Origin of the sequence: Zwartia lucis (assembly GCF_965234455.1) — a bacterium.
Taxonomy (GTDB): domain Bacteria; phylum Pseudomonadota; class Gammaproteobacteria; order Burkholderiales; family Burkholderiaceae_B; genus Zwartia; species Zwartia lucis.
The window spans coordinates 134,612-157,234 of sequence record NZ_OZ248477.1; the positions used below are offsets into that span (position 1 = coordinate 134,612).

Genomic DNA, 22,623 nt, shown 5'->3' on the forward strand with positions numbered 1-22,623 from the left:
TGAACAGTAGTGACTCGGACTTGAATTACTTAAGCTTTGTTTCTTTGTAGTCGACGTGCTTGCGAGCCACTGGATCAAATTTCTTGATCAGCATTTTCTCGGGCATATTGCGCTTGTTTTTAGTCGTGGTGTAGAAATGACCCGTTCCAGCGCTGGACTCGAGTTTGATTTTTTCGCGTGCACCTTTTGCCATGTCGGTCTCCTTGTGTCGGGTTAGGCGACTTCGCCGCGTGCACGCAGGTCAGCCAAGACGGCATCAATGCCATTCTTGTCGATCGTACGAATGGCGTTGGTCGTGACGCGCAAGCGCACCCAACGGTTTTCGCTCTCAACCCAGAAACGGCGTGACTGCAGGTTTGGCAGAAAACGACGCTTGGTTTTGTTGTTAGCGTGAGAAACATTATTGCCCACCATGGGCTTTTTTCCAGTCACTTGGCATACACGTGCCATGGCTACACCTATTTATGTTTGTTCAGATTTTCACATCAAGTCTGACATTCTAATACAAAATCAAGCATTTAATCAAACTAAGGGGCGGGAATGCCTTGCGAGGGCACCCATGAGGCATGCCAAAACGGTGCATCCCGCCATCATCAGGGCCAAAGGAAGGGGTCCCGGTATGGTCATCAAACTGATGAGCAGACCAGCCAAAGCGCCACAGCTAATGGAAAGCGTGCCCATCATGGCCGAAGCAGAACCGAGTTGGTGCCCTTGGTCAGAAAGCGCCAAAGCGGCTGAATTGGGTGCAACAAAGCCATAACAAAACATAAATACCAGCATACACCCCATGATCGACACGAGTGTCACGAAACCCGCGAGCGTAGAAAATAAGGCGAACAGCCCCGCTGACATCATGCAAGCGAGTGCCCAGGGCAGTATTTTGATGGGGGGGTAGTATTTTAAAAGTCGGACGCTGACTTGTGAGCCAATGATCAAGCTTGTCGCGTTCATCCCGAACAGCAAGCCGTAAGTTTGAGGGCTGACATCAAAGTGCTCGATAAATAGGCGGGGAGAGCCAACGATATAGCTAAACATCGTGGCCGAAGCCAGTCCCCCCGAGAGCGCAAACGCCATAAAACGACGATGACGTAACAGCCCTGCGTAAGTTCGCAGGATGTTTCCCCAGCTGAGTTTGATCTGGCGTTCGGGTGGCAGGCTCTCGACCATGACTTTGGATAAGGTCCAAAGCAATGCGATGCCGCACAAGGTAATCATGATAAAAATTCCCCGCCAGCCTACCCACGAGAGAATAAAAGCCCCTAGAACCGGCGCTAAAATCGGCACAGTGCCCATGATGAGCATCAGCATTGAAAGCGCCCGTGCCGCGTCTTGCGTGCTGTAGTGGTCTCGTACCACGGCACGCGGGATCACCATCCCGGCGGCTCCGCCCATCGCTTGCAAAACACGGCAAACAGTCAGGAATTCGATGCTAGGGGCGAGCGCACACCCCGCCGAGGCAAGGATGTAAAGCACAAGCGCGCCATACAAAGGGGGTTTGCGACCAAAACGGTCAGCCAGTGGGCCGTAAATGAGTTGCGCGCTCGCCATACCTAAAAGGTAGGCAGCCAATGTGCGCTCGACCTCGCTGCTGTGCGCGGCAAGACCTATGGCGATTGCGGGAAACGCGGGCAAGTACATGTCGATGGACAGCGGACCGATCGCCGTCAGCGTACCCATCAAAATGAGCCATCCTGGCAGGCCCAGTGCGGCAAGTTTGGAGCGCATGATTTGGGTATGCCTTTAAGCTTTAAGTAAAGCTGGATATGAGGGTACTCGCCATCACCTTGATTAGGCGGCGATGGCGGTCGAGACCTCGAGGGACTGAGCGGCTTGAGCGGCGATTTCAAAAGAGCGAAGGCGCGCCTGGTGATCAAAAATCTGTCCAGTGATCATCAGTTCGTTGGCACCTGTCTTTTCGACGAGACGCTGCAAACCTTGGCGGACCGTTTCAGGGCTGCCGACGACTGAGCAGGCAAGCTGTTCAGTGACAGAGATTTTTTCGTGCGGGGTCCAAAAGGTCTCAATGTCGTCGATGGGGGGAGGGAGTTGACCGCGGGTGTTGCGACGCATGCGTGTAGCATGCTGCTGATGCGTCGTAAAGAGATACTTTGCTTCTTCGTCTGTCTCTGCGGCAATGACGTTGACGCCGACCATTGCGTGCGACTGGTTGAGCTGAGATGAGGGCTTAAAGAGACCCTTGTAGGCCCGCATCGCATCCAGCAGATAGTCGGGTGCAAAGTGAGAAGCAAAAGCATAGGGCAGACCAAAATGCGCGGCGAGCTGGGCGCCGTAGAGGCTTGAGCCCAAAATCCAGATCGGGACATGAAGACCTGCACCCGGGATGGCTTTGACTGCCTGACCTGGCTGAATGTCGTCAAAGTAATGCTGAAGTTCTTGCACATCTTGCGGAAACTGATCTGAATTGCCCTGCAGATCACGGCGTAGGGCGCGTGCGGTCATTTGGTCGGTGCCTGGTGCGCGGCCTAGACCTAGATCGATGCGATCAGGAAATAGGGATGCCAGTGTTCCAAACTGCTCTGCGATGACCAAGGGGGCGTGATTGGGGAGCATTACCCCGCCAGAACCGACACGAATACGGCTTGTACCTCCTGCGACATAGGCAATAATCACCGCGGTCGCAGAGCTGGCATTGCCAGTCATATTGTGGTGTTCGGCGAGCCAAAAACGTGTGTAGCCCCAATTTTCGGCGTGTTGGGCCAAATCTCGGGAGTTGTGCAGGGCGTCGGCCGCCGTGAAACCTTGAGGAATAGGGGACAGGTCGAGAATCGAATAGGGAATGTTCATAGGTATCTCGTAATGTCTAGGCGGGTTATGCTTATGGCAATAAGTCTGATGATACTTTTTTATCTGCCTGTTGCAAGGTGATTTGTGACTTGCAGTCCAATTTACTCTGTCTAAGGAGCGCACAATGCGTGAAGTATTTATAACCGGTGCAGCTAGAACCGCTGTGGGTGACTTTGGCGGTGGTCTCAAGGATGTGGCACCGATTGATTTGGGTACTACAGTGGTCAAAGCCGTTCTGCAGCGCTCTGGTGTGGATGGTAAAGAGGTTGGCCACTTAGCGTTTGGTCACGTCGTTCATACAGAGGCGCGTGACATGTATTTGTCGCGCGTGGTAGCACTCAATGCCGGACTTCCACAGACTTGCGCCGCCTTTAACGTGAATCGCTTGTGTGGCTCTGGTCTACAGGCGATCGTCTCAAGCGCGCAGTCGATCTTGCTTGGTGATACCGAGATGGCGATTGGCGGAGGTGCTGAGTCGATGAGCCGTGGCGGCTATTTGTCGCAGACACAGCGCTTTGGCGCACGCATGGGCGATACGACCATTGTCGACATGATGGTGGGGGCGTTGACCGATCCGTTTGAGCGTACCCATATGGGTATCACCGCTGAAAATGTCGCCAAGCAATTTGGTATTTCTCGTGCAGATCAGGATGCCTTGGCGATCGAGTCCCATCGTCGTGCGGTACAGGCGCAAGACGAAGGTCGTTTTAACGATCAGATCGTGCCAGTCGTGATCAAAACACGCAAAGGCGAGGTTGAATTCAAGCTTGACGAGCATCCACGTCGTGATATTTCGCTCGAAGGCCTTTCAGCGTTGCGTGCGGTGTTTGTCAAAGAAAATGGTACGGTCACTGCAGGAAATGCTTCGGGCATCAATGATGGCGCTGCCGCTGTGCTGATGATGAGCGGAGAAGCCGTGAAATCAAGCGGTGCGAAGCCATTGGCTCGTTTGGTGGCCTATGCGCATGCGGGCGTTGATCCAAAGATCATGGGTATTGGTCCCGTGCCTGCTACGCAGGCCGTCATGAAGCGTGCCGGTTTGACGGTCGATCAAATGGATGTGATCGAAGCCAATGAGGCTTTTGCCGCACAAGCTTGCGCTGTAGCCAAGGAGCTCAAGCTTGATGCCAAGCGTTTGAATCCAAACGGTAGCGGCATCTCGCTGGGTCACCCGATTGGTGCGACAGGCGCCATCGTGACCACTAAAGCCATTTATGAATTGCATCGTACCGGGGGTCGTTATGCCTTGGTGACCATGTGTATCGGTGGTGGTCAAGGGATCGCGGCGATTTTTGAGCGTGTCTAAAGACCCGAGCCTCGCACTAAACATTCGCGAGTGATGAGTAAAAAAGAGCAGCCATAGTGCTGCTCTTTTTTTACATCTGGCCTAGCTCCGCAATTGAAATGACTTGATGGCCGGCAACAATGAGGTGATCAAGCAGCACAATATCCACGACCGCGAGCGACTGTGTGAGTTGGTGCGTCAAGCGGATATCTGCGGCACTTGGTTTGGCAACGCCAGAGGGATGATTGTGCGCGAGGATGACAGCGGCGGCATGATGCGCAAGCGCAGCTTTGACGAGCTCACGAGGATAAATCGTTGTTTCTGTCAGTGTGCCTTGTGAAATTTCTTTGGCATGAATCAGGCGATGTTGATTGTCTAAAAACAAGGCGAAGCAACGTTCGATGGACGCATGCCCGAGCAGTGTTGCGCAATAGGCTTTGACTTGAAGTGGGTGCTTGAGCGAGCAATCGCGTTTTAATTCTTCTTCGATCGCGCGCTTTGCCAAGGTTTGAATGGCATTGAGTTGGCAGATTCGAGCATTTCCCAATCCCACAACGGCTCTAAGGTTTTCGCTGTCGGCGCTTAGGAGTGAGCGCAACCCGCCAAAGCGGACAAGCAGCTGCTGTGCGAGTGCCAGTGCGTTCATGCCACGCGTGCCCGTGCCAAAAATGAGTGCAAGAAGTTCGGCGTTGGTCAAGCTATTTGCTCCATGTTGAAGCAATCTTTCGCGGGGTCGTTGGTCGGGTGGAAGTTGTTCGCGCAAGGTCATCGGGAAGGCTCTAAAATAGGTGTTTAGCAAAGCCCTCTACGGTGACAGATTTTGACTGATCAGGCCCCCAATACTCCTCCCGTTGTCCGTGCGGACTCCTACCTTACGCTCCACTATCGCATCGTGATCGAGGACGGACCTGCAGCGGGTTCGACGTTTATTGACACGTTCAATGGTCGTCCCGCGACGCTGCAACTCGGCAGTGGTCAATGGTCGCCTGGGATGGAGACCCCCTTACTTGGACATCCCGAAGGCGATTGTTTTAGTTACACACTCGCGCCTGTCGAGGCCTATGGCGATCGCAATCCTGATTTGCTTCAGCGCGTCTCGCGGGCCATGCTCGATCAGCATGCTGGAAAAGATGCCGACTTTAATCCGGGAGATATGGTGGAGTTCACTGCACCCAACGGTGGACGTTATTCTGGCATCTTAAAAGAGATCGCCGACGACTCGGCTTTATTTGACTTTAACCACCCCTTGGCGGGTTTGACGCTGCGGGTTGATATCGATTTGCTGGGAGTGCTGTGATGTCAAATTCGAGCGCTGAAATCCTGCTGGCACAACCGCGAGGCTTCTGCGCGGGCGTGGATCGTGCCATCGATATCGTCGAGCGTGCGCTTGAGTTACATGGCGCACCTATTTATGTGCGTCACGAGATTGTGCACAACCGCTTTGTGGTCGAGGACCTGAAACGTAAAGGTGCGGTGTTCATTGAGGAGCTCGATGAGGCGCCTGAGGGTGGCATTGTTGTGTTTTCCGCGCATGGTGTCTCCAAAGCTGTGCGCGTCGAAGCAGGGCAGCGTGGATTGAAAGTGTTTGACGCGACCTGTCCCTTGGTCACCAAGGTGCATGTCGAGGTCGAACGCATGCGTGCGGCCGGTTGTGAGATCGTGATGATTGGCCATAAGGGACATCCGGAGGTCGAGGGTACTCTGGGACAGTCAAATCAAGGGATGTATTTGGTGGAGACAACCGAAGACGTCTGGGCGCTTCAGGTGGCTCATCCTGACAAACTGGCGTTTGTGACGCAGACCACGCTTTCGGTCGAAGATGCTGCAGAGGTTGCACAGGCGCTGCGAACGCGGTTTCCACATATTCAGGAACCTAAAAAGAGCGATATTTGCTATGCCACCCAAAACCGTCAAGATGCGGTCAAAGTCCTCGCTCCTGCGTCGGATTTGGTGTTAGTGGTGGGAAGTGCCAACAGCTCAAATTCCAATCGCCTGCGCGAAGTCGCTGAGCGCATGGGGATCACTTCTTATCTCATTGATGGACCTGAGTCGATCGATCCTGCTTGGCTTGAGGGGCGGCAACGTATCGGCATCACCGCCGGCGCTTCCGCCCCCGAATTGCTGGTCCAGCAGGTCGTTCACCGCTTAAAAGAACTTGGGGCGATTTCCGTTCGGACAATGGATGGATTACACGAAAATGTTGCTTTCCCCTTACCCAAAGAATTGTCGCGTAAGGTAGGTTAGGCTTCAGGCCTCGCGACTCCTAAGGGAACGATCGATCAAATTACGCACAAAATTGATCGTCGAGCGCAGGGAATAATACTCGCTCATCAGACTGCGGGGGACACTCAAGTTTTGTGCCTTTCTATCAAGTGCATCGATTTTTTGTAGATACGCCTCTTGTTGGGTTGGATCGAAATTGTTTTCGAGCTCTTGCTCAAAGAGCTTGAGCGCTCCATAGACCTCGTTAATGCGACTCAAGCGATATCCGGGCATGGATTTCATGATGGGATACGCAAAGGCGCCTAGAGGTAACAGCAAAATCAACATACGATCTAAAAACTCGGCGAGCCAGAAGGGCATGTAATTCAATAGTTTAGGCGCGCCGTTTTTGTAAAAGCTTTTTGCGACCTCGCTTTCTTCGATGATCGACTCTTTGTAGGAGGGAAACTCACCGTAGCGTACAAAAAACGAGCGGCCACCGTTGATTTTTTCAGCAGCCTGTAAAAACAGCAATTGAATCGCAGGGTGCATTTTGGAGTCGATCACCAGATTGGTGGTGGGAGCAATCGTCTTGATTGTTTCGGAGGGTTCGTTGCGTGCCAGATCCAGAGAGCCTTCGGGAATTGAGAGCACATGATAAATCGGCAGAAGGCGCGCAAAGGCTTCGGCTCGGGTAAAGTTAGCCAAGCGGGCCTGAGGATCGTTGATCATCGCTTGGACATTTTTCGAGTCGAGCCCATCCACGATGACAACGACATCGACAGTGCCGTTTTTGAATGCTTCGACAGACTCTTCATTAGACAGGGTTTTGAAGTTGTCGCTGAGCTTGGTATGACTGAGGTTGAGCAAGCGAAGCGCGTGCTGATAAGTGCCGCTGCCGGGGGCGCCAATCGCGATTGGATGGTTTAGAAAGGTATAGTGATGCTTCAAATCATCGACTGAAAGCATGGCTCTTCTGTAAAAAATCCACAATGGCTCGTAGTCGATACTACCCAGCGACAAGAGCCCTTGGGCTTGCTCGCGAGTGGTCAGCAACCCTCCTTGAATGAACGCAGCCTGGAGTCTGTTTTCTTTATCTTTGAGAAGGTTGATATTTTCCTCGGCACCTTTCGTGGCAACAAGCTCAAGGATCACACCATTTTTCTTGAAAAATTCGGCATATTGTTTTGCCAGATCTTCGTATGAGCTACCAGGCGCACCGGTCGCCATGAGAACGTGTGACGGTGGGGCTGGCTTGGCGAGCCAGATCACCGCGCTCATGGCGACGATGAGTAATAAGATAAGGTGCCAGGATGCGCGGGTGAATTGCCACCACGGTTTTAATTCTTCGCATATCGTTACATAAGTGGCTACTACATAGGCGCGAACTTCATTTTTAAAGCTATCCATACGATCGCTCTACCTTGCTGTTGAGTTGTCCGCTCTAGTGTGTTCGACCCAGATCAGCTTATCTGTCGCAAACCCCATTTTCTTGGCCTCGGCAACAAGTTGGTCTTTGATCGCGGAAACAAGTATTTTAGACCTGGCTAGGATCCAGAGATACTCCCGATCAGGCCCCGAGACGAGTGCCCACTGATAGCCAGCCTGATCAAGCGCGAGCACGTGGTAGCCACCATAAAAGGGTCCAAAAAAAGAGACCTTGAGAGAGCCTTGATCTTGGCTGCCCGTGAACAGGGCGCGTCCGGTGGCTGATTTCCACTCATCCTTTTTGGTGTTAAAGCCGCGATTGATGACCTCGAGGCTGCCGTCGGATTGAAGTGAGTATGTTGCGCTGACATCGGTCAGTCCGCGTTCAAAGGAGTGATCTAGGCGAGCGATTTCGTACCATTTCCCCAGGTAGTGGTTGACCTCAAAAGGCGTGACTGAGGTCAGCCCTGCGGGCGGGGCTGTGGAGCAACCAGACAGTGAACCCAAAATGATAAAGACGAAAAAGAATGAAAAGACATAAAAAAATAGTCTTTGAATAATGAGTACATGAGTATTTTTCATTACATTGATTTTTTTCATGATTCGAGCTTACTTGAGCAATTAGAATGCAATATCAGTAATCACACAACTTAAACTAAATCATCATCAAATTTAGTCAAAAAATAGAAATTTATGAATAATCTTAAAATTAGATTTGTTGTCGCAACACGCGTTAATCGGGTAAATTTTTTCACCCAAACTGCGACTGGAAAATCTTTAAGCCTCTACAATTTCCCTTTCGTCGAGCTGGATTTATACGAATTAAATAAGGAAGGCTTGCCTGCGGTTTACAATCGTTCAATAGAGAAAGCGAAAAATGACCCCGCAATTTTAGTTTTCATCCACGACGACGTCCACTTATGTGATTTTTACTGGACCGATCAAATGCTCAACGGCTTGAATCAATTTGACATTATTGGTGTTGCTGGAAATAAGCGAAGATTACCAAACCAACCCTCGTGGGCTTTTATTGATCATGCAGGCACTTGGGACGCGTCTGAAAACCTAAGTGGTGTTGTAGGACATGGAAATGGCTATCCGCCACAAGTCCTAGACGTATTCGGACCACCCGCTCAGCAAGTCAAGATTCTCGATGGTGTGATTTATGTATGTCACAGTGAGCTTTTAAAGCAAAAGAAAATGATGTTTGACGAGAGGTTCGACTTCCACTTTTATGATCTCGATTTTTGTCGACAAGCTGAGGAAAAAGGAGTTCGGATGGGTACTTGGACGATTTCCCTCATTCATGAAAGCAAAGGAAACTTCAAAACGGCGGCTTGGGAAACCGCAAGGTCTAGGTATCTGGAAAAATGGGGCGACTAATGCAGCAAACTCCTGTTCACGACAGTCATAATCCAGATTTGCTCAGATTAATTCCAACCAACTCAAAAAAAATTATTGAGATTGGCTGTAGCTCTGGTGCGCTCGCTCGCGAATTTAAAAAGCAATCGCCTACCGTACATTGGGTAGGCATGGACATTGATCCCAATTATGTGGAGCTTGCAAAACGATACTGCAACCAAACACTAGCCGGTAATATCGAACTACGAGATGAACAGTTTTATCGAGAATATGCGGATCGTGATTGTTGGATCTTTGGCGATACTCTTGAACATTTAAAAGATCCTTGGACAGTCTTGGGTCACATTCGAAAGGTCATTCCAGCGCAGGGCGTGGTGACAGCGTGTATTCCCAATGCCCAACATTGGTCATTAATCGTCAGGCTCGCAGTGGGTGACTTTAGGTACGAGGATGCTGGATTATTGGATAAAACCCATTTGCGTTGGTTTACTCGCCAAACGATGATTGAACTATTCGAAAGTCAGGGTTTTAAAATCGCTGAGGGAGGTCCTCGGATTTTTGATGAGCCCAATCGCGAAAAGTTTTTACCTCTAATTGCTGAAATAGCCAAAAGTTGTGGTGCAAATCCTGAAGTGACCGTGAATGATGCCTTACCGTTGCAATATGTCGTCCGCGCGATACCTATTTAGAGTGTTCAATGTCGCAATATTAATCGGACAGTCTAATCGGTGAGTCCACGACACTGTGATCTTTTTTAGAACACGCACTTCTTCCTGCACGACGTAGATTTTTTTTGAACTTAAAACTGTATCTTTTCGAATGCGACTAGGTAGGATTTGTATGGGTTTCATCCGGAGCTAAGACAGGCCGGTGATTTCACCGGCCTCGTTGATGTCAATGCCATTGGCCGCGGGTACGACAGGTAGGCCAGGCATCGTCATGATGTCGCCGCACACCACCACGATAAAGCCTGCGCCAGCAGCGAGACGCACTTCGCGAATCGCAAGGGTATGTCCACTGGGTGCACCACGTAGTTTGGCATCCGAAGAAAAGGAGTATTGTGTTTTAGCGATACAGACAGGGAGGCGACCGTAGCCATCGGCTTCGAGTTGCGCAAACTGTCCTCTGACTTTAGCGTCGCAAGAGATGCCAGCTGCACCATAGGTTTTGACGGCGATGGTGTTCACTTTTTCTAGAAGTGAGGTATCGTCTTCGTATAAAAATTTGAAATGATTGGGTTGCTCGCAAAGCTTGACCACGGCGTGTGCGAGTTCGGCCGCGCCAGGGCCGCCTTTGGCCCAGTGCTGGGCCAAGACAACCTCAACGCCGAGCGCAGCAGCCGTTGATTTCAATAGTTCGATTTCTGCTGGGGTGTCTTCGGTACGATGGTTGATTGCGACCACGCAAGGCAGACCAAAGTTGTGCTGGATATTATGAATATGACGCTCGAGATTCACGAGACCCTTTTGTAAAGCGTCGAGGTTTTCAGTACCGACGTCTTTGACCTCCACGCCACCGTGATATTTCAAGGCACGTACTGTTGCGACGAGTACGACGGCCGAGGGTGCTAGGCCTGCCTTGCGACACTTGATATCCAGAAATTTTTCAGCGCCGAGATCTGCGCCAAAACCAGCCTCGGTGACGACATAATCTGCGAGTTTGAGTGCTGTGGAGGTTGCGAGCACGGAGTTACAGCCGTGTGCGATGTTGGCAAACGGACCGCCGTGTACGAGCGCGAGATTGTTCTCTAGCGTCTGGACCACATTGGGCGCCAAGGCTTCTTTGAGCAAGGCGGCCATGGCACCCTGTGCTTGCAAGTCACGTGCGCGGATGGGTTGACCAGAGAGGGAATATCCGACGACGATTTCACCGAGACGCTCTTTGAGCTCTTTGAGGCTATTGACCAGACAAAATATTGCCATCACTTCGGAGGCTACGACGATGTCGAAGTGGTCTTCGCGTGGAAAGCCATTGGCGGTTCCGCCAAGACCCACAACGATTTGACGTAGCGCGCGGTCATTGAGGTCGACGACACGTCGCCAAGTGATGCGTCGTACGTCGAACTGAAGTTTATTGCCGTGGTGGATATGGTTGTCTATCAGTGCGGATAACAGGTTATTCGCCAAGGCGATGGCGTTGAAATCGCCCGTAAAGTGCAAATTGATGTCCTCCATTGGGACGACTTGCGCCATCCCTCCGCCTGCAGCGCCACCTTTCATGCCGAATACAGGACCTAGAGAGGGTTCACGCAAACAGATCATGGCGCGCTTGCCGATATGATTTAGCGCATCGCCTAGTCCGACCGTTGTGGTTGTTTTTCCCTCTCCAGCGGGAGTGGGTGAAATTGCTGTGACGAGAATGAGTTTCCCATTCGGGCGGCCCTCAAGCGAGCGGATATAGTCAAGCGAGAGCTTTGCTTTAAAGCGTCCATAGGGCTCGAGAGCGTCCTCAGGGATGCCCGCCTTGGCGGGAGCGAGTTTAAGAATGGGCGTTTTGTTTGCGGCTTGGGCAATAGCAAGATCTGAACGCATAGGGTCTCTTGATATTCTGTTTAAAACCTATATCCTAGACCAATTAAGCTTGTGGCGGTGTAAGCAGAGAGGTTTAGCTTGGTTTTTAGTATTTAGTCTGGAGATACATGCATGTTCAATACTGTTGGTGTGATTGGCTTGGGCGGACACGGCCGCTCATCCAAGTCAGCCGTTTGGTTATGCGCCGACGATTGATTATTCTTTAGATACTACTCGACGTTGACGTTGAATCAAGCTACACCAGTCTGCTTGCGCAAGCCCCATCGCAGAGACGTCAGATAAGAGTTGTGCGACCAAGGCTGTGACAGGCAAGGAAATATCTGCGCGGTGTGCCTCATTCATCACTAAGCCTAGATCTTTCCGCATCAGTGTCGTAGAAAAACCAAAATCAAATTTTCCGTCGATCATGGTTTGAGCTCGATTTTCCATCATCCACGAAGTGGATGAGCCTTTAAGCATCACATCCAGTACTTTTCGAGGATCCAGTCCATTGTGTTCTGCAAAAGCTAGACCTTCAGCAAGCGCTTGTCCAATACCTGCTACGCAAATTTGATTCGACATTTTTGTTAATTGGCCTGAACCAGCAGGACCAATAAGCGAAGCCCTTTGGGCATAGGCAGACATGATCGGTTCGACAACAGACCAAGCCAAGGGATCGGCACCTGCCATAATTGCAAGGGTACCTTTCTCGGCGCCCGCCGTGCCACCAGAAACTGGGGCATCTATAAAATGTCGTCCTTGTGTACTGGCAGCTGTGGCTAGGCGTCTAGCAATTTCCGCAGAGGTTGTCGAGTGATCGACCCAGATCGCTCCTGGAGCAAGAACGGATTGTGCATCGTCCCAAACAGATTGGAGTGCAGCATCAGCCGGTAGAGAGGTCAGAATGAGTTCAACATCCGTGACTGTGTCGACGACTGACAGACCTGCACGCCCTCCAAAGGTCTTTACCCAGTCAGATGTCAACGTTGCTTGAGTGTCATATACCGATAGGGCGTGTCCCGCACGTTTAAGGTGTGCAGCGATATGCCAACCCATTCTTCCTAAGCCAATAAATGCAATATTCATTTTCGACTCTCTGCAAAGTTGTTTAAAGTGGCATCATAGAGTGAATATCAAGTTGCAAGCCTGCATAGATCGTCAAAGTACGACAAAAGTGCGAACAAAGAAAGCGCGCGTTTCGTTGAGGTGAAATGTACGAAAACACTTGATGGGATGAGCTTGAAATTGGCTTTCAACAATGCGCGCTACTTCAAGGTCGCGCTCTCTATTGGACTTGTAATTGATACAAACATCGAAACCGCGCTTGGCTGCAAGTATCGAAATGGCAGCTACTAGTCCATTGGTTCGATTTTCGCCTCAGCGACAATTTTCTTCCATAAGGCAATTTCCTCGTCAATCCGTGACTGCATCTCATCAGGCGTGCCCCACAATGGCTCTTCTCCGCTGGCATGAAGCGTTTTACGAAACTCTGGATTATGGTATAGCGATGCGAGGGCTTTACTCAGCTTCGATACAATATGTTTTGGGAGCTGTGCGGGTCCGATCAATCCGTTCCATACAATGGTATCGAATTCTGGAATTCCTGACTCTGACAGAGTTGGAACGTCGGGAAGGCTAGTCGAGCGTTGTTTGCTTGTTACTGCAAGGGATTTAAGTTTTCCGTCTTCGCTCCCCAGTCCCATCACAAGTGAAACTCCTAATATGCCGAAATCTACACGGCCCGAGACGATGTCCGTAATCGATGGGCCGCTGCCTTTGTATCTAACTTCGATCATCTCCGTACCGCTCATCCTCTGTATTCCTGCACCTAGCATTGCTGGCACGAGGCCGCCCGATACAGCATATGAAACTACGCCGGGATTCGTTTTGGCGTACTTCAAAAGGCTGCCAATGTCACCGTATTTGGCATCGCGGCGAGTCACAAGAACCATGGGATTCTTGTTCACAAATCCGACAAGAGTGAAGTCTTTCGCCGGATTAAAAGGTAACTTTTTAAAAAGTGCCGGAGCCATCGTCAGCAGACCGTTGCTCGCAAGCATAAGTGTGTAGCCATCTGCCTTGCTGGTCAACAAAGTATTGGCTCCAACTATGTTATTGGCCCCAGGCCGATTTTCGATAATTACTGGCTGTTTAAGTCCTTTACTGAGGTGTTCGGCAAGGAGGCGAGCTATTTTGTCGGTAGAGCCTCCAGGTGCGTACGGAACGATTAGACGTATCGGCTTGGAAGGGTATTGAGGGTCGGTGTCATTCTGGTTGGCATGTACTGGGAAAGCGGTGACACAAGCGAGCAAGAATACAGCAAAGTTAGTTTTCCACATTTTGGTCATTCCTTTTTACATTTTTTGGTTGGAATCAAACTTGTCCCGAACACGGTAGCGGAGCCAGTGCGTCTGGATCTGTGACCACATCGAGCACAACAGGAACATCAGCCCTCAAGGCACTTGCGAAAGCCTCGGGAAACTGGGCTGGATTTTCTACACGCAACCCAAGCAGCACATTTCGTTAGAGATTGCTGCGAAGTTCATTGGTCCGGATTTAAATTGATTAAATTTGACTAAGGTTATCCTGCAAACAGTGTTTCCGGTACTCCGATTGCACCTGTATTAATGGCGAATAAAGAACCTGCTAGTGGTTGTTTCTCTAACTGCTCAAGCGTCAGCCCTTGCCGTGCCGTTGTGATGTACAAAGTATCCAGCCGAGGGCCTCCGAAAGCGCAGGAAGTTACCACTGAGACTGGCAAATTGATGATTCGGTCGATTTCGCCCTTTGGCGTGTATCGGACGACGCGCGAGGCGGCCACCTCAGCATTCCATAAGCAGCCATCAGCATCAACCGTAGAGCCATCGGGCCTACCATGGTGATCGCGCATATCCCGGAATATTCTTGGGTTCCGTGGAATGCCGACATCAGTATCAAAGTCGTACACCATTATCATTTTCTTTGGAGTGTCTGTAAAGTACATCAGACGACCATCGGGGCTGAAGGCGAGCGAATTGGGAATCGTGATGCCGTCGAAGAGAATGCGGTGCTCGCCGCCTTGCTCAATGCAAAACAAGCTTCCGGTTGGAAGCCGATCGCCATCATTCATGCTACCGACCCAGAATCGACCTTGCCGATCGCACTTGCCATCATTTAGGCGATTATTTGGCAGTTTAGGCTCAAGATTCAACCATAGGTCTGAATTTTCAGTGTTGGTGTCATAGAAATATAGGCCTGACTTCATAGCCAACATGAGACCGCCCGACTGACGCTCGCAAAAGCTACCAACGACTTCCGACAGTTCATAGGTATGTACTTTGGCTCGCGATGGGTCATACGAATGGAGTGCTGGTGCCCTAACATCTATCCAGTAAAGTAATTGATCTCGCTCAGACCATATCGGCATTTCGCCTAACATATCTGAGCTACAGACCACACACTCAGCGGTAGCCATCTTGACCATGCATACGAGAAGTACTCGGCAAACTGGACATCATTGTTGCTTCTCCTTGGTTGTAATCGATCCAGCGACCTCTCCCCAACGGGTCTTTTCTTCCTCGAGATAAGCCTCGAAATCTTTGGTATTTAAGAACGCAATACGAGTATCCGCTGACAGCAACTGTTTTTTGACCTCGGGCTTGGAAAGCACGCTTTGTATGCTGTCTGAAATTTTCTTTATCCGATCGGATGGCGTTCCAGCTGGCGCGCCCAATCCAAACCATGATATTGCCTCTACGTTATTCAACCCCGTTTCGATAATGGTAGGAATTTCTGGTGTGTCCGGACTCCGTTTGTCGCTTGCAGTGGCTAGGGCGCGAAGCTTTCCGTCCTTCACTAGTCCTGTAACATTGGCTGCCGCGAGAATCGCCATGCTGACCCGACCCGTCACAAGGTCTGGAATAATGGGTGGCGCTCCGGTGTATTGGACAGCTTCCAACCTTATATCGGCAGCCTTTGCGAGCATTTCGACAGCCATTCTTTGCGTTGATCCAAACCCAGGACTGCCGTATTGCAAAGGCTTGTCTTTCGCAGTCTTGGCCATTTGGATATATTGTTCAAGGGTCTTTGCAGGCGAATTCGCTGGGACGACAAGAATGTTGTCGCTGACGCCGACGCGAGCCACTGGTATGAGTTGTTCTGGTGTCCAGCGACGCCCAGTTTCCAAAAACTGGTTAATGAGCAGCCAAGGACCAGTCAATAAAAGCGTATTGCCATCTGGCTGCGCACGAGCGACTAAGTTGGCTGCAATATTTGAATTACCACCCGGCTTATTCTCTACCACCACCGATTGTTTGAGCTGGAGTGATAATTCGTTCGCAATGATGCGGGTGACAATGTCGGCTGCGCCTCCAGCCGAATATGGAACGATGATATTGATCGGCTTGGAGGGCCACTCTCCCTGGGCCGCTACCGTGGTGGTCGCAGCACAAAGCAAAATCCGGATCATCACAGTCATTACAGCACGATTGAGCGTCATAGTATGTCCCTATAATTGTTGTAATTGGTCTATCGTTGACTAGGTGCAGTACTTATAAATCTTCTGAATTGCAATCAAGAAACTGCAGTGCGAACTCCTTCGAACTAGTCGTGATTCTGTGCGCAGTCTCTTCCGCAGTTTGCTCGTCCCGCTTTTCAATGGCGTTAGAAAGCTGTCGCCAGTACTCGTTCGAATCTTGCCTCCGTTTAATTGTTGAAATCCCTAAAAAGCAGTAATGCCAGAACATCTTCTGTCGGATGTTGTCCATTATGTCCCTCAGATACCGATTGGCGAGACTTTTGTACATCATCATGAAAATATGATTGGTTTGGTGCTTGTAGGTCATTTCATCGCAGCCAGAGTCGGTGGCTAATAACAGAGTCTCAATTTCAGCTTTGATAGCCGCGATATCTTCAGGCCGACCTTTTTTCGCCACATGCCTGGCGCACAGCCCAAAGAGATCAGCTCGTGCATCGAATAATTCAATGATCTCTGCGCGGGATTGCTCTACAACGCGGGCGCCTCTCCAGGGCATAATCTCTATCAGGCCGTTACGTTCTAGAACACGGAATGCTTCTCGCAGTGGCGCGCGGCTGATGCCATTCCTTAAAGCAAGTTCTTGCTCTTTCAGGCGCTCGCCAGGCTTGTAAACACCTTTAACAATATCATCGGTTAGCTTCGCTACGATTTGATCGGGCAAAGACAAGAAGCGACTTGGGCCTTTTTCGAGTGCATTCATCAGCCAACAGACTCTGTAGACGCAAATTGTTTACCTGTCCTTCGAGCGTAGGAATGACCGAATTCTCTGGTTTCTGCAAAAACATCAGGTAAGGGTCTCCCGTTTTCTAACGTGAGCCAAACCCGCAACAAATGACGGCGAAGACTTACGTCGTCGTGATCCTGGTAGCTTGTCCGCGAATGGAGCAGCGCATAGTTATTGCCGATTTGGATATCACCAGGCTCCATAGTAAATGCCAGATGCAGCGTTGGGTCGGCGCACATTTTGTCAAATAAGTCTAGGGCTTCGCGCTGAAGAGGTGTAAGACGGGGGACATCATCGAACCGTTGCGCAGTTTCGATATAGCGTCGCTTATAAAGCACATTCAACAATCCCTCATGTTCCACGAAAACAGGAACGATCTGAACTTTCTTAGCTAGCGGATTCTGGGCCCGTGCATCGAAATAGAATGGTTGTTGGAGCACCTCGGCAAGATCAGGACGTCGCGCAAGAATTGCATTGAATAATGTGCCTACACTCATCAGTTTGCTTATACCCCCTTCGCGAGCAGTTTTAAGGCATAGAAGCATGAACGCATCCCCACCGTCATTGTGGAACTTTAGTTCATCGTCGGTTTCGTAACCACGGGTAGATTCGCTGGTTTCCACACGTTTGCCAGTGTTGGTCACACTGTGCATTAGATTTTTGAGGAAGTCTTGAGGTTCGGGAAGTCCGAGATGAACAGACAAACCCCAGATAATTTTCTGGTTTGCTGCAAAGGTAAATTGATTGACCGGAAGGCCACGCAATATAGCAAATCCTCTGCCGCCCTCTATTTCGTTTCGCAGAGCGGCGATTCGGGCCCCCAGCATGGGCAAAGGGAAATCTGCTTTCGTAATACTAAATAGTTCTAGATTGCGAGCCTCGACCGACGCGACAGCATTTGAAATTTCCGTGATGTCGCAAGCCGTCAGCCGGGTAATCCATTGTTCAGACTTCGATAGTTCTGCGCCCGTCCAAACTGTAGGTCCGCTAATTGGTGTGCGCATCATAATTTTCAACTTTACACAATAGAGTAAAGTTAGAATATGATATTGTCGACAATAATACAAATTAGTACTATCCCTCGCATTGGTACAAATTTCCTTGACTGCGCCCAGCCGATTGTCTACACCGACCTTGCCGATGATTGGTGCATGTGAGTGAAGTAGTAAAGGGATATAGGCACACCAAAAACTTCGAGTATTACTACTCGCTCTTGATGATTTAGCCCCGTGTTAGCCCGTTCCAAAATGAAAAAAGGATCACATTGCTGTGACCCAAATATTCATTGGTGCCGATGAACGGAATCGAACTGTCGACCTTCTCATTACGAATGAGCTGCTCTACCAACTGAGCTACATCGGCATAGAAAAAATTATAGCAGAGCACTTTTGAGCTTGAAGACCCTATAGGTTTTGAGGCGAACCTTGTTTATAAGGGTAATTACTCGGATAATAGTAGGGATATGACTACCTACGCCGACGTTTCCCTTTTTCCCCGCAATGCTAAGCCCCTGAGCAGCTATCGCAAGTTCTGGGCCTCTCGCTTTGGCGTGGCGCCTTTCCTGCCGATGAGCCGCGAGGAGATGACGCAGCTTGGCTGGGATAGTTGTGACATCATTATTGTCACGGGTGATGCGTACGTGGATCATCCGAGCTTTGGCATGGCCGTGATTGGCCGAATGCTTGAAAATCAAGGATTTCGGGTGGGTATCATTGCCCAGCCCGACTGGCAAAGCGCCGAACCCTTCAAAGCCCTTGGTAAGCCTAATCTGTTTTTTGGCGTGACCGCGGGCAATATGGACTCGATGATCAACCGGTATACGGCGGATCGCAAAATGCGCAGCGATGACGCTTATACAGCTGGTGATGTCGGCGGCAAGCGTCCCGATCGCGCGGCCATTGTTTATACCCAGCGGTGCAAAGAAGCTTATAAAGATGTACCGATTATTTTGGGTGGCATCGAAGGCTCGCTTCGTCGCATTGCCCACTACGATTATTGGTCTGACAAAGTCCGTCGCTCGGTCGTGGTCGATAGCAAATGTGATTTGCTTCTCTATGGCAACGCTGAGCGCGCAGTGGTGGAAATTGCCCACCGTTTGGCGGCCAAAGAACCTGTTCAAAATATGACCGATGTGCGCGGAACGGCGTTCGTGCGCCGCGAGACACCCGAGGGATGGTTTGAGATTGACTCGACGAGTGTCGATGCGCCGGGCAGGGTAGAGGCTCACGTCAATCCTTACTTGATGATTAGTGAGCAAGCGCTCGAGCAGGGCGAAAGCTGTGCGCGCAATGATGAGGCGCGTGCTGTTGCGGATGAGGTCAACGCTAAAACTGTAGCCAAAGGATCCAAGGCTGTAAAAGCCGCAGTGGGCGGCAAAACAGAGTCACCGCTTCTCTTTCAGCCCAATCCCTCCCTGCAAGTCAAAGGCAAGCTCAAAGTCCCACCTCGTGATCGCAGCGTGATTCGCTTGCCTTCGTATGAGCAGGTCAAATCAGATCCCGTGTTGTATGCCCATGCCAACCGAGTGCTGCATCTGGAAACCAATCCAGGGAACGCGCGAGCCATCGTTCAGGCGCATGGAGACGGCAGAACCGCACGCGATGTCTGGATCACGCCGCCTCCCATTCCGTTGACGACTGCAGAAATGGATCTGGTGTTTGATTTACCCTATGCGCGCAGCCCACATCCTGTATATGCGGATGAAAGCGGTGGTCACGATGGCGCAACTAAGATCCCCGCATGGGAGATGATCCGCTTTAGCGTCAACATCATGCGCGGTTGTTTTGGAGGGTGTACTTTTTGCTCGATCACCGAGCACGAGGGCCGCATTATCCAAAGCCGCAGCGAAGACTCCGTCATCCGTGAAATCGAGGACATCCGCGACAAGGTGCCTGGCTTTACAGGAGTGATTTCAGACTTAGGTGGTCCGACCGCCAATATGTATCGCATCGGTTGCAAGAGTCCTGAGATTGAGTCTGCCTGTCGCAAGCCGAGTTGCGTCTATCCGGATGTGTGCCAAAACCTCAATACAGATCACAGCTCGTTGATCCATATGTACCGACGGGCACGCGCCGTGAAAGGCGTAAAGAAAATCCTGATTGGCTCGGGTCTGCGGTACGACTTGGCAGTGAAATCACCTGAGTACATCAAAGAGCTCGTGACGCACCATGTGGGCGGTTATCTCAAGATTGCACCTGAGCATACCGAAATGGGGCCTTTATCCAAGATGATGAAGCCCGGCATTGGTAGCTATGATCGCTTTAAACAATTGTTCGATAAGTTCAGCCTTGAAGCGGGTAAAAAGCAGTTTTTAGTCCCGTACTTTATTGCGGCTCACCCTGGTACCGCTGACGAAGACATGATGCATCTGGCCCTGTGGCTCAAGAGCCATGGATTCCGTGCGGACCAAGTCCAAACGTTTTACCCGAGTCCGATGGCCACAGCGACCGCCATGTACCATTCTGGCCGCAATCCTCTAGGTCGCGTGACACGTGAGAGTGAAACGGTCGATATCGTCCGTGGTGATCGCCGTCGTCGTTTGCACAAGGCTTTTTTACGCTATCACGATGCCAATAATTGGCCCCTATTGCGCGAAGCACTCAAAGCAATGGGTCGTTCGGACTTGATCGGCATTGGAAAGAAGCATTTGATTCCATTTCATCAGCCTCAGACTGACGGTAGCTACACCAGTGTGCGTCGTAAAAACAGTACCGAGGCTGCTGGTACTGCTGGTGCGCGGGGTGTGAAAACTGCTCAGCCTGTTCGTTCCGGTCAGTCTGTCAGGCCTGTCGCGACGTATGGAAAGCCTGTCGTTCAGGCGCCGGTGAGAGCGGATGCAAAGGCCGCAGTAAAAACTAGCCTAACTGCTAAACCAACCTCATCAGGGCGGCCTAACAAGCCAGTCCGATCTGGTCAGATGCTCACGCAACACACAGGTTTACCTCCGCGGCGTAAAAGTTAGAGCCAACCTTTGCGGCGAAAGCGCCAGTACAAAAAGCCGGTAATTGATGCGAGGGTAACGAGTGCCGCGGGATAGCCATACTTCCATTGCAATTCAGGCATGACTTCGAAGTTCATGCCCCAGATGCCAGCTAAGGCCGTTGATACAGCAAAAATTGCGGCCCAAGCTGCTAATTTTTTAGTAATAGTTGAGTCTTCGATTGTGACCAAGGACAAGTTCACTTGAATGGCGGTCGCAATCGTATCGCGTACCGCATCGACCGTGCCGTTGATGCGTGATAAATGATCATGCACGTCTCGGTAATATTCTTGACTATTCATGCAAATGGGGGGTACGCGTGCACCATGCAACTTTCCCACGACTTCTAGTAAAGGCACGACAGCGTGTCTGAGCGTTGCACTTTGTTGTTTGAGGGCATAGAGTTGCTCAATATTTGAACGTGCTGAGTTTTCTATAAATATTTTTGACTCAATGGTTTCCAAATCTGCTTCTAGAGCTTCGACGATCGGAAAATAACGATCTACCACGGCATCCATCAAGGCATAGGAAACAAAACCTGCGCCTAGTTTGAGCAGTTCGGGCTCCTGTTCGCACCTGACGCGTACTTCGAGAAAGTTTTGATCACTGTCTCTTCGAACAGAAAGGACAAAATTACGGCCCGCAAAAATAGCGACTTCACCTACGTGGAGCGTATCGGCTCTTTGTTCAAGCAGTTGCATGACGATAAATACTGTATCTCCATACTCCTCAATTTTCGGTCGTTGATGTCCTTTGGCGGCATCTTCAATTGCAAGTGGATGTAATGAAAACTCCTCCTTCATTTGATTGAGTTCATCCAAGGAAGCGTCACGCAGGGCGACCCAAATAAAGCAGCCTGGCTGAGCGATCCATTCACTGATATCTGCAATGTCAATGTCTGCAAGCTTGTTACCGTCCCGATACACAACACAATTGATCAGCATTTTTGGATAAACCTTAAGTTTTAGTCATAAGATGGGCTCTTGAGGTGCAGGTTGATTTTCTTGTGATCGTTGAATCCATCGCATTGGAGAAATCATCCTATAGCGAAGCATTATCGCTCGTTGGCTGGGTGCTTAATGAGGATAGGCTTCAAGCTACCAATTGCTTCTCAGAATATGCTAGAATATTTTGAGTTTAAAATCATCAAATGTTCAGCTTTTAAGTCAAAAGCTATAAGCTTTGATCTTTAATATTATTCCCTGATAGCTCAGTCGGTAGAGCGACGGACTGTTAATCCGCAGGTCGCTGGTTCGAGTCCAGCTCGGGGAGCCAATTTACTTCTGATAGCCGTTTCCGGCGGAAAGCAGCGATGCACAAAACCATCGCTACGTTTCGGGCTTATTCAGGAGATAAATCATGTCACTCTCTTTCTCAGACATGGCATTGGCAGTTGTTTCATCATACTCAGGACGAGACCGCTCGTTCCCAGCTCGGGTTGAAAGTCATTGATCGGTCATGTCAAGCCGCTTCCTTCAGCCCGTTGTCTTTAAAGTAAACCTCATCTGGTGTCTGCTTGGCAAGCGATTGATGCGTTCTTTTTGTGTTGTAAAACAAAAAGTAGTCTTTGATGCCCTCGCGCAATGCCGCCATTGATTCGTACGCCCTAAGATAAACGTTCTCGTACTTTACAGAGCGCCAGAGTCGTTCAACAAAAACATTATCTACCCAACGGCCTTTTCCATCCATACTGATCCGAATACCGTTTTCTTTCAACACCCCCGTGAAGTCCTCGCTGGTGAATTGGCTGCCTTGGTCAGTATTAAAAATCTCTGGCTTGCCATACCGACCAAGGGCCTCTTGAAGCGCTTC

The 22,623-nt window shown here is 50.3% G+C and carries 22 protein-coding genes and 2 tRNA genes; 7 read left to right on the forward strand and 17 right to left on the reverse strand.

Annotation, left to right across the window (positions count from 1 at the left end; all coding sequences use genetic code 11):
* Positions 1–25: 25 nt before the first annotated feature.
* From rpmG to AC8GE9_RS17265, 4 genes are all read right to left on the reverse strand, one after another.
* Positions 26–193: a 50S ribosomal protein L33 gene (rpmG, locus tag AC8GE9_RS17250; protein ID WP_163655958.1), complete on the reverse strand. Its 168-nt coding sequence runs from the start codon at positions 191–193 to the stop codon at positions 26–28.
* 20 nt (positions 194–213) lie between these two features.
* Complete coding sequence (gene rpmB / locus AC8GE9_RS17255; protein ID WP_259661765.1) at positions 214–450, reverse strand: 50S ribosomal protein L28; 237 nt, start codon at positions 448–450, stop codon at positions 214–216.
* 72 nt (positions 451–522) lie between these two features.
* Positions 523–1,725 carry a multidrug effflux MFS transporter gene (locus AC8GE9_RS17260; RefSeq protein ID WP_506678413.1) on the reverse strand — a complete coding sequence of 401 codons (1,203 nt, stop codon included), beginning with the start codon at positions 1,723–1,725 and terminating at the stop codon, positions 523–525.
* Between the two features lie 63 nt (positions 1,726–1,788).
* Positions 1,789–2,805: an LLM class flavin-dependent oxidoreductase gene (locus AC8GE9_RS17265; RefSeq protein ID WP_506678414.1), complete on the reverse strand. Its 1,017-nt coding sequence runs from the start codon at positions 2,803–2,805 to the stop codon at positions 1,789–1,791.
* A gap of 124 nt (positions 2,806–2,929) precedes the next feature.
* Here AC8GE9_RS17265 and AC8GE9_RS17270 point away from each other — a divergent pair, with 124 nt between their 5' ends.
* Complete coding sequence (locus AC8GE9_RS17270; RefSeq protein ID WP_506678415.1) at positions 2,930–4,111, forward strand: acetyl-CoA C-acyltransferase family protein; 1,182 nt, start codon at positions 2,930–2,932, stop codon at positions 4,109–4,111.
* Positions 4,112–4,181: 70 nt separating this feature from the next.
* Here the strand turns inward: AC8GE9_RS17270 and radC are convergent, their stop codons facing one another.
* Entirely contained in the window at positions 4,182–4,859 is a 678-nt protein-coding gene (gene radC, locus AC8GE9_RS17275; protein WP_506678416.1) for a RadC family protein, read from the reverse strand.
* A gap of 51 nt (positions 4,860–4,910) precedes the next feature.
* Here radC and AC8GE9_RS17280 point away from each other — a divergent pair, with 51 nt between their 5' ends.
* Both AC8GE9_RS17280 and ispH read left to right on the forward strand, forming a co-directional pair.
* A complete protein-coding gene (locus AC8GE9_RS17280) occupies positions 4,911–5,387 on the forward strand; it encodes an FKBP-type peptidyl-prolyl cis-trans isomerase (RefSeq protein ID WP_506678417.1) in 477 nt (158 codons plus the stop codon).
* Positions 5,387–6,334 carry a 4-hydroxy-3-methylbut-2-enyl diphosphate reductase gene (gene ispH / locus AC8GE9_RS17285; RefSeq protein WP_506678418.1) on the forward strand — a complete coding sequence of 316 codons (948 nt, stop codon included), beginning with the start codon at positions 5,387–5,389 and terminating at the stop codon, positions 6,332–6,334. The genes AC8GE9_RS17280 and ispH overlap by 1 nt, the downstream gene beginning before the upstream one ends.
* Positions 6,335–6,337: 3 nt before the next feature.
* On the opposite strand, the gene AC8GE9_RS17290 is transcribed toward ispH, so the two are convergent.
* On the reverse strand, positions 6,338–7,702 hold the full coding sequence (locus tag AC8GE9_RS17290) for a TAXI family TRAP transporter solute-binding subunit (RefSeq protein WP_506678419.1): 1,365 nt from the start codon (positions 7,700–7,702) through the stop codon (positions 6,338–6,340).
* 9 nt (positions 7,703–7,711) lie between these two features.
* On the reverse strand, positions 7,712–8,320 hold the full coding sequence (locus tag AC8GE9_RS17295) for a lipocalin family protein (protein ID WP_506678420.1): 609 nt from the start codon (positions 8,318–8,320) through the stop codon (positions 7,712–7,714).
* Between the two features lie 93 nt (positions 8,321–8,413).
* Between AC8GE9_RS17295 and AC8GE9_RS17300 the strand changes: the two genes are divergently transcribed.
* On the forward strand, positions 8,414–9,103 hold the full coding sequence (locus tag AC8GE9_RS17300; RefSeq protein WP_506678421.1) for a glycosyltransferase: 690 nt from the start codon (positions 8,414–8,416) through the stop codon (positions 9,101–9,103).
* A complete protein-coding gene (locus AC8GE9_RS17305; RefSeq protein WP_506678422.1) occupies positions 9,103–9,771 on the forward strand; it encodes a class I SAM-dependent methyltransferase in 669 nt (222 codons plus the stop codon). The genes AC8GE9_RS17300 and AC8GE9_RS17305 overlap by 1 nt, the downstream gene beginning before the upstream one ends.
* A 168-nt stretch (positions 9,772–9,939) precedes the next feature.
* Here AC8GE9_RS17305 and AC8GE9_RS17310 read toward each other — a convergent pair whose 3' ends face one another.
* The 8 genes from AC8GE9_RS17310 to AC8GE9_RS17345 form a co-directional block, all read right to left on the reverse strand.
* On the reverse strand, positions 9,940–11,613 hold the full coding sequence (locus AC8GE9_RS17310; RefSeq protein ID WP_506678423.1) for a formate--tetrahydrofolate ligase: 1,674 nt from the start codon (positions 11,611–11,613) through the stop codon (positions 9,940–9,942).
* A 195-nt stretch (positions 11,614–11,808) separates the two neighbouring features.
* Positions 11,809–12,678: an NAD(P)-dependent oxidoreductase gene (locus AC8GE9_RS17315; RefSeq protein ID WP_506678424.1), complete on the reverse strand. Its 870-nt coding sequence runs from the start codon at positions 12,676–12,678 to the stop codon at positions 11,809–11,811.
* A gap of 266 nt (positions 12,679–12,944) precedes the next feature.
* Positions 12,945–13,931 (reverse strand): Bug family tripartite tricarboxylate transporter substrate binding protein, encoded by a 987-nt coding sequence (locus AC8GE9_RS17320; protein WP_506678425.1) that lies wholly within the window; start codon positions 13,929–13,931, stop codon positions 12,945–12,947.
* A 242-nt stretch (positions 13,932–14,173) separates the two neighbouring features.
* The gene (locus AC8GE9_RS17325; RefSeq protein ID WP_506678426.1) at positions 14,174–15,046 is read right to left on the reverse strand and encodes an SMP-30/gluconolactonase/LRE family protein; all 873 of its coding nucleotides are present in this window, start codon (positions 15,044–15,046) and stop codon (positions 14,174–14,176) included.
* A gap of 39 nt (positions 15,047–15,085) precedes the next feature.
* Positions 15,086–16,069 (reverse strand): Bug family tripartite tricarboxylate transporter substrate binding protein, encoded by a 984-nt coding sequence (locus tag AC8GE9_RS17330; protein WP_506678427.1) that lies wholly within the window; start codon positions 16,067–16,069, stop codon positions 15,086–15,088.
* Between the two features lie 52 nt (positions 16,070–16,121).
* Complete coding sequence (locus tag AC8GE9_RS17335) at positions 16,122–16,808, reverse strand: GntR family transcriptional regulator (protein WP_506678428.1); 687 nt, start codon at positions 16,806–16,808, stop codon at positions 16,122–16,124.
* Positions 16,808–17,836 carry a TauD/TfdA family dioxygenase gene (locus AC8GE9_RS17340; protein WP_506678429.1) on the reverse strand — a complete coding sequence of 343 codons (1,029 nt, stop codon included), beginning with the start codon at positions 17,834–17,836 and terminating at the stop codon, positions 16,808–16,810. Before AC8GE9_RS17340 ends, AC8GE9_RS17335 begins: the two co-directional genes overlap by 1 nt.
* Positions 17,837–18,118: 282 nt before the next feature.
* A tRNA-Thr gene (locus tag AC8GE9_RS17345) sits at positions 18,119–18,194 on the reverse strand.
* Positions 18,195–18,294: 100 nt separating this feature from the next.
* Here AC8GE9_RS17345 and AC8GE9_RS17350 point away from each other — a divergent pair.
* Positions 18,295–20,793 carry a YgiQ family radical SAM protein gene (locus AC8GE9_RS17350; RefSeq protein ID WP_506678430.1) on the forward strand — a complete coding sequence of 833 codons (2,499 nt, stop codon included), beginning with the start codon at positions 18,295–18,297 and terminating at the stop codon, positions 20,791–20,793.
* Here AC8GE9_RS17350 and corA read toward each other — a convergent pair.
* Entirely contained in the window at positions 20,790–21,755 is a 966-nt protein-coding gene (gene corA / locus AC8GE9_RS17355) for a magnesium/cobalt transporter CorA (protein ID WP_506678431.1), read from the reverse strand. The two genes, AC8GE9_RS17350 and corA, sit on opposite strands and share 4 nt — an antisense overlap.
* A gap of 255 nt (positions 21,756–22,010) precedes the next feature.
* Here corA and AC8GE9_RS17360 point away from each other — a divergent pair.
* Positions 22,011–22,086 (forward strand) — tRNA-Asn (locus tag AC8GE9_RS17360).
* A 186-nt stretch (positions 22,087–22,272) separates the two neighbouring features.
* Here AC8GE9_RS17360 and AC8GE9_RS17365 read toward each other — a convergent pair.
* Positions 22,273–22,623: transposase (locus AC8GE9_RS17365; RefSeq protein ID WP_506678432.1), on the reverse strand; the 351-nt coding region annotated here is incomplete at its 5' end.

What these genes read in the sequence shown, in the direction of transcription:
- AC8GE9_RS17330 (WP_506678427.1), bottom strand. Translation starts at nt 16,069, where the DNA reads ATGACGCTCAATCGTGCTGTAATGACTGTGATGATCCGGATTTTGCTT.
- AC8GE9_RS17270 (WP_506678415.1), top strand. Translation starts at nt 2,930, where the DNA reads ATGCGTGAAGTATTTATAACCGGTGCAGCTAGAACCGCTGTGGGTGAC.
- AC8GE9_RS17340 (WP_506678429.1), bottom strand. Translation starts at nt 17,836, where the DNA reads ATGCGCACACCAATTAGCGGACCTACAGTTTGGACGGGCGCAGAACTA.
- AC8GE9_RS17290 (WP_506678419.1), bottom strand. Translation starts at nt 7,702, where the DNA reads ATGGATAGCTTTAAAAATGAAGTTCGCGCCTATGTAGTAGCCACTTAT.
- radC (WP_506678416.1), bottom strand. Translation starts at nt 4,859, where the DNA reads ATGACCTTGCGCGAACAACTTCCACCCGACCAACGACCCCGCGAAAGA.
- rpmG (WP_163655958.1), bottom strand. Translation starts at nt 193, where the DNA reads ATGGCAAAAGGTGCACGCGAAAAAATCAAACTCGAGTCCAGCGCTGGA.
- AC8GE9_RS17300 (WP_506678421.1), top strand. Translation starts at nt 8,414, where the DNA reads ATGAATAATCTTAAAATTAGATTTGTTGTCGCAACACGCGTTAATCGG.
- ispH (WP_506678418.1), top strand. Translation starts at nt 5,387, where the DNA reads ATGTCAAATTCGAGCGCTGAAATCCTGCTGGCACAACCGCGAGGCTTC.
- AC8GE9_RS17305 (WP_506678422.1), top strand. Translation starts at nt 9,103, where the DNA reads ATGCAGCAAACTCCTGTTCACGACAGTCATAATCCAGATTTGCTCAGA.
- AC8GE9_RS17295 (WP_506678420.1), bottom strand. Translation starts at nt 8,320, where the DNA reads ATGAAAAAAATCAATGTAATGAAAAATACTCATGTACTCATTATTCAA.
- AC8GE9_RS17310 (WP_506678423.1), bottom strand. Translation starts at nt 11,613, where the DNA reads ATGCGTTCAGATCTTGCTATTGCCCAAGCCGCAAACAAAACGCCCATT.
- AC8GE9_RS17335 (WP_506678428.1), bottom strand. Translation starts at nt 16,808, where the DNA reads ATGAATGCACTCGAAAAAGGCCCAAGTCGCTTCTTGTCTTTGCCCGAT.
- corA (WP_506678431.1), bottom strand. Translation starts at nt 21,755, where the DNA reads ATGCTGATCAATTGTGTTGTGTATCGGGACGGTAACAAGCTTGCAGAC.
- AC8GE9_RS17325 (WP_506678426.1), bottom strand. Translation starts at nt 15,046, where the DNA reads ATGGCTACCGCTGAGTGTGTGGTCTGTAGCTCAGATATGTTAGGCGAA.
- AC8GE9_RS17350 (WP_506678430.1), top strand. Translation starts at nt 18,295, where the DNA reads ATGACTACCTACGCCGACGTTTCCCTTTTTCCCCGCAATGCTAAGCCC.
- AC8GE9_RS17320 (WP_506678425.1), bottom strand. Translation starts at nt 13,931, where the DNA reads ATGTGGAAAACTAACTTTGCTGTATTCTTGCTCGCTTGTGTCACCGCT.
- AC8GE9_RS17265 (WP_506678414.1), bottom strand. Translation starts at nt 2,805, where the DNA reads ATGAACATTCCCTATTCGATTCTCGACCTGTCCCCTATTCCTCAAGGT.
- rpmB (WP_259661765.1), bottom strand. Translation starts at nt 450, where the DNA reads ATGGCACGTGTATGCCAAGTGACTGGAAAAAAGCCCATGGTGGGCAAT.
- AC8GE9_RS17315 (WP_506678424.1), bottom strand. Translation starts at nt 12,678, where the DNA reads ATGAATATTGCATTTATTGGCTTAGGAAGAATGGGTTGGCATATCGCT.
- AC8GE9_RS17260 (WP_506678413.1), bottom strand. Translation starts at nt 1,725, where the DNA reads ATGCGCTCCAAACTTGCCGCACTGGGCCTGCCAGGATGGCTCATTTTG.